The sequence below is a fragment of the Streptococcus oralis genome (assembly GCF_001578945.1).
Taxonomy (GTDB): Bacteria; Bacillota; Bacilli; order Lactobacillales; family Streptococcaceae; genus Streptococcus; species Streptococcus oralis_Q.
The window spans coordinates 33,974-37,396 of record NZ_KQ969552.1 but is presented as its reverse complement, the minus strand read 5'-3'; the positions used below and the strand labels follow the sequence as shown (position 1 = coordinate 37,396).

Annotated in this window: 4 protein-coding genes and 1 pseudogene; 2 read left to right on the top strand and 3 right to left on the bottom strand. The window is 42.1% G+C overall.

The annotated features are described in order from the left end of the window. Positions 1-211 (bottom strand): annotated as a pseudogene (locus SORDD16_RS05580) (HD domain-containing protein); the annotation flags it as partial. A gap of 71 nt (positions 212-282) precedes the next feature. Between SORDD16_RS05580 and SORDD16_RS05575 the strand changes: the two are divergent. Next, positions 283-660, top strand: a complete 378-nt coding sequence (locus tag SORDD16_RS05575) for a YwiB family protein (protein ID WP_081215154.1) — start codon at positions 283-285, stop codon at positions 658-660. 24 nt (positions 661-684) lie between these two features. On the opposite strand, the gene SORDD16_RS05570 is transcribed toward SORDD16_RS05575, so the two are convergent. Continuing rightward, a complete protein-coding gene (locus tag SORDD16_RS05570; RefSeq protein ID WP_061452675.1) occupies positions 685-1,767 on the bottom strand; it encodes a DEAD/DEAH box helicase in 1,083 nt (360 codons plus the stop codon). Beyond that, the gene (locus SORDD16_RS05565; RefSeq protein WP_061452674.1) at positions 1,764-2,741 is read right to left on the bottom strand and encodes a Gfo/Idh/MocA family protein; all 978 of its coding nucleotides are present in this window, start codon (positions 2,739-2,741) and stop codon (positions 1,764-1,766) included. Before SORDD16_RS05565 ends, SORDD16_RS05570 begins: the two co-directional genes overlap by 4 nt. Positions 2,742-2,895: 154 nt before the next feature. Between SORDD16_RS05565 and SORDD16_RS05560 the strand changes: the two genes are divergently transcribed. Further along, positions 2,896-3,423, top strand: a 528-nt coding sequence (locus SORDD16_RS05560) for a YoaK family protein (RefSeq protein WP_061452673.1), incomplete at its 3' end; no start/stop codon positions are given.

Here is a 3,423-nt window from a genome sequence, read left to right as displayed (position 1 = left end):
AAATCTCTGTGATGCGTCGTGCAATCTCATAGACCCCCAAACAGTGGGAAAAGCGACTGTGCTCCCCACCATGGAAAGTATAGCTGGAAGTCCCTAGTTGTTTGATACGGCGCAGACGTTGAAATTCTTTTGTATTGATCAAGTCATAGATGACTTGATTATTGACATGGATGTAGTTGTGAACTGGGTCACGGAATACTTTTTCATTCATATGACCATTATAGCAAAATCCTGCTCTTTTTGGTAAAATAGTAGGACAAGAGACAAGAAAGAGGACCTGATGTGAAGATTCGGATGCGAAATACGATTCAGTTTGATGAACAGTTGGAAGTCATTGACCAACTCTATGACGTGGAAGTGCGTGAAAAAGGGGATTTTAGCTATTTACTCTTTTATAATGAGGAAAAGGAAAAAGTGGTTCTCAAGTTTCATGGTCAAGAACTGGTAATGACCCGTTTCTCGAGCCCGAAGACCATTATGCGATTTCTAAAGGATAGTGATAGCTTGGCTTATATCCCTACACCCATGGGTATGCAGGAGTTTATCATTCAAACGAGTCACTATAAACTGGATGGGCAAAAGATTGAGCTCGCCTATCAGTTGCAAAATCAAGAGGGACACCTTTTTGCCAGCTATCAATTAGAAATTACTTGGGGATAAGAATAAGGTTGGCGAATGCCAACCTTATTTGATAAAGAGTTCTTGATTTTTTAGAACAATTTCACGCACACTTGCGAATTTCTTGAGTTTTTTAAGTTCTTCAGGATGGGTTACGAGAGTGATAACATAGCCATCTTTACCCATGCGACCTGTGCGGCCAGCGCGGTGAGTGTAAGTTTCCATGTCTCTAGGAACATCAAAGTTTACGACACATTCTAGACTATCGATATCAATCCCACGAGCCAGAAGGTCAGTTGCAAGGAGCAGGGTTAGTTGCTTGTCTTTAAACTTTTCTAAGATGACTTTTCGAAATTTAACATTGACATCACTAGCGAGGGAGACAGCCAAGATATCGCGATACTGTAGTTTTTCCTCCGCACTGCCAAGATCTGATAGGCTATTAAAGAAAACTAGTCCTCGGAAATCCTCTACATGAGCTAATTTTCGTAGCATGTCCACTCGGTGACGTTGGTCTACCTGCATGTAGAAATGTTGGATGTTGTCCAGTTTTTGATCAGAGAGATCAATGGTACGCGTGTTTGGTGCAATCTTTTCTTGGTCAAACTTTGTAGTGGCACTCATGTAGATGAGTTGGTGGTCACGGGGTGCGTAGTGAGTGATTTTCTCGACAAAGTGAATCTGAGAATCATCGAGCAATTGGTCAAATTCATCTAGGATGATAGTTTCCACATTCATCATCTTGATTTTTTTCAATTTAATCAACTCAAAGATACGGCCAGGTGTTCCAATCAGAATTTCTGGTCCTTTTTTAAGACGTTCAATCTGGCGTTTCTGACTGGAACCTGATAGGAAGAGCTGAGCAGTTAAGCCGATAGCTTCTGCCCATGTTTTACATACGTCAAAAATCTGTCCAGCCAGTTCTGTATTTGGTGCTAGGATCAAGAGTTGTTGCGCTTTTTTCTTTTTCAGTCTTAGAAGACTTGGCAGGAGGTAAGCGAGGGTCTTACCAGTTCCTGTTGGGCTTACTCCCAGGAGGTTTTCTCCAGCAAGAATAGGCTCAAATAGTTGAGTTTGAATGGGGGTAAATTCTTGGAAACCGAGTTGGTTGCTCAATTCCTGCCATTCAGTCGGTAGTTTGGTTTTCATTTTTCTGCCTCAAATCTAATGCCAGCAGTCTGGCGCATGGTATAGAGTAAATCATGAACAGAGCCTGCATCATCCAGCCAAGTCTGGTAGAGCGTCTGGTCTGGTTGCTGGATCATGTGTGCAATTGCAGCAACTTCCTCAGTCATCGTATGAGGAGCCTGTTGGACAGGGAGTTGGACTTGATTTCCTTGGTGGTCGCTAAAAATAGCTGAGCAGACATGTTCAATCGTGTTGAGGGTCAAGGTTCCATCTGCTGTGTAAATCTCACAAGGAAGATTGGAAGTGATGTTTTTCCCAGCTTTGATATGAACTTGAAAGTCAGGGTAGAAGAGGATACCGTCTCCATTTAGGTCAATGCTATTGTCAAGCTGTTGGGCCTGATAGGTCGCGTCCTGAGCTTTTCCAAAGAGGCGAACAGCGGCGTAGAGAGGATAAATCCCCAGATCCATAAGGGCTCCACCAGCAAAACGGTCTGAAAAGACATTTGGCATCTGCCCAGCCAACAAATCCGGCATCTTGGATGAATACTTGGCATAGTTGAAATCAGCTCCCAACACTTGCTTGTCTGCCAAAAAATTCTTGATAGTAGTAAAAGCTTCCTCGTGGTAATTACGAGCTGCCTCAAAGATAAAACAGTGATTTTTCTCAGCTGTCTGTCTCAAATCCAGCCACTCTTGTGGCTGAGTGACAGCTGGTTTTTCAAGAATGACGTGCTTACCAGCAGACAAGGCAGCTTGTGCCTGAGCAAAATGCAAGGAGTTTGGACTGGCGATATAGACTACATCAAAGGAAGACTTAAAGAAGTCTTCTAATTGATTAAAGAGTTGGATATCCTGATAGCGAGAAGCAAAGGTTGCGGCAGTTTCTCGTTTTCTAGAATAGACTGCGACCAGTTGGTATTCTCCACTAGCATGGGCTGCTTCTATGAAATGATGGCTGATAGCGCCTGTTCCGATGACACCTAATTTAAGCATAGATACTCCTTTTCCGACTTCAAATCCTTCCTTCATTATAACACAGAAAAGAAGGACTATCCAATAGATGGTAAAATTTTCAAATGGACTACGCATTTCTTGGAGAAAGTGGTACAATATTTAGATAAGTAGATGAAATGAGAAGGGGGAGAAAATGAGATTATTACCAATAAGAAAAATATCACGTCAGTCTAAGAGACTAGCGCTTTTTTTGACTTTTTGTGCAGGATATGTCGATGCCTATACCTTTATCGTACGAGGGAACACCCTTGTGGCTGGCCAAACTGGGAATGTGGTTTTTCTATCAGTAGGACTCATTCAACACAACGTGTCAGATGCCAGTGCCAAAGTAATGACCTTGCTAGCTTTTATGATGGGAGTCCTTTTATTAACTGTTTATAAGGAAAAATTGAGAATTGTTAAAAAGCCAATTTTGTCCGTAATTCCACTTGCAGTCCTGTCCCTAATTATTGGCTTTGTGCCGCAAACTGTAGAAAATATCTATCTCGTACCGCCATTGGCCTTCTGTATGGGACTGGTGACAACTGCTTTTGGAGAAGTATCAGGGATTGCTTATAATAATGCTTTTATGACCGGGAATATCAAACGAACCATGTTGGCTTTTGGAGATTATTTCCGGACCAAGCACACTCCTTTTTTACGTGAAGGTTTCATATTTGTT